General features: G+C 64.4%; 1 pseudogene. It reads left to right on the top strand.

Going from position 1 to position 1,537, the window contains the following annotated elements:
* Positions 1 to 420: pseudogene (locus WCE35_RS19890) on the top strand (alpha/beta fold hydrolase); the annotation flags it as partial.
* Between the last annotated feature and the right edge of the window lie 1,117 nt (positions 421 to 1,537).

Here is a 1,537-nt window from a genome sequence, read left to right on the forward strand (position 1 = left end):
CCGGACATGTATGCGGCGCAGTTCAGGAACGGCACGGACGTGCTGCCGTGGCTGGAGGCGCAGGAGACCGCGGTGCTGAAGGCGTTCGACGCCAATGACTGGATCTACCAGACTTTTGCCTATGAACGGCACGACGTCGGCACCACCGCCGGCTTTGGCGGCGACACCGCCAAGGCGCTGGCCTCGATCAAGGCAAAAACCCTGATCCTCACCGGCACCAAGGATCTGCTCAATCCGGAATTCGAGCCGATCGAGGCGGCCAAGAACATCGCCGGCGCGAAGCTGATGACGATCAGCCCCGGCACGGTAACGGGCCACGCCGCCGCCGGCGGCGCGATTGCCGCCGACGTGGAGTTTTTGAACCGCGAGGTGGGGGCGTTTCTCGATGCCGTGACCGATGGCGGGAGGAAGTTGAACTGACCGGCTCTCGTGCCCCGGATGCAGCGCAGCGCGCCGCCTCTTGGCGGCGTGGTGCGCTGCTGATCCGGGGCCCATGGTTGGGGCTATGGGCCGATGGTAGCGTCGTGAGCAAGCATGGATCCCGGCTCTGCGGAGTAGCGCTCTGCGCTGCACCGCGTCCGGGACACGGAACACTGCGCCGCGCCATAGTTGCTCGTCATACCCCGCGCATGCGGGGGTATCCAGTACGCCGCGGCTTCTCGGTTTCATCGCTGCTGCCTCTGGAATACTGGATCACCCGCATGCGCGGGTGATGACGGCTGAAGGTGTGGCGAGTTCGAAGGCCTCTGACACACCTTCACGATCCCGCGGCGCGATGCGCCCGAGTCTTGTTCGAAAATCTTCGCCCTTTTGAAACGAGGGCGCAGGGAAGGCCGGGTGCTGGCTGGCACCCGCGGTCTCGTGTGCAGATGTGCATAAGAATGCGCACACGAGCATACAGGTATCAGCCGGGGCCTCCGGCCTTCCCTGCGCAATGGCTTTACGGCTTATGCCGAGCTCTCCCCGGTGACGAATTCGTCTTGTCACCGTCGTCGGCGAATTGACGATCTGTCGAACCCGGTCGGGTTCGCAAAATCTCCGCCGACTTGACACCAGCAACGGGTGCCAGGACCACACGGTTTTGCCGTACGCATCAGCGCCGGTCGTCTGCGCGCCGTCCGGTCGCTCACGGGAAACCCGCCCTGCGACCGCGATCGCGCCCGACGCTGCCGCGTCCACCGCATCCCGCACCCAACGTCCGTGACGATCGCGATACGTCCCTCTTGCGGGACGGGATGGCCGGGTTTGTAGGATTGATTTGGGGGGAGCGCCAAGCGGATTATTTTCGCACCGAGGACTGGACCACCCAAATCACCTTGATCGGCCTGATGAAATCAGCGTTTTGGCGCAACGCCCGGAGGTGGGATTTTGGACCGTCGGGCCGGTCCTTTTGTCTTCGCCCGATCCGGTCGCCGGCCTTCGCATGGCGCGTGACGCGCATCACGGCAAATCGCCGCGCCATCAGTCAGTCTGGCGTTGATGACCGTCCTCGCCGAGGACCTGTCTGGAGACGCCGCCATGAACGCCATAACCGCAC

Origin of the sequence: Bradyrhizobium sp., from assembly GCF_049691595.1 — a bacterium.
GTDB lineage: Bacteria > Pseudomonadota > Alphaproteobacteria > Rhizobiales > Xanthobacteraceae > Bradyrhizobium.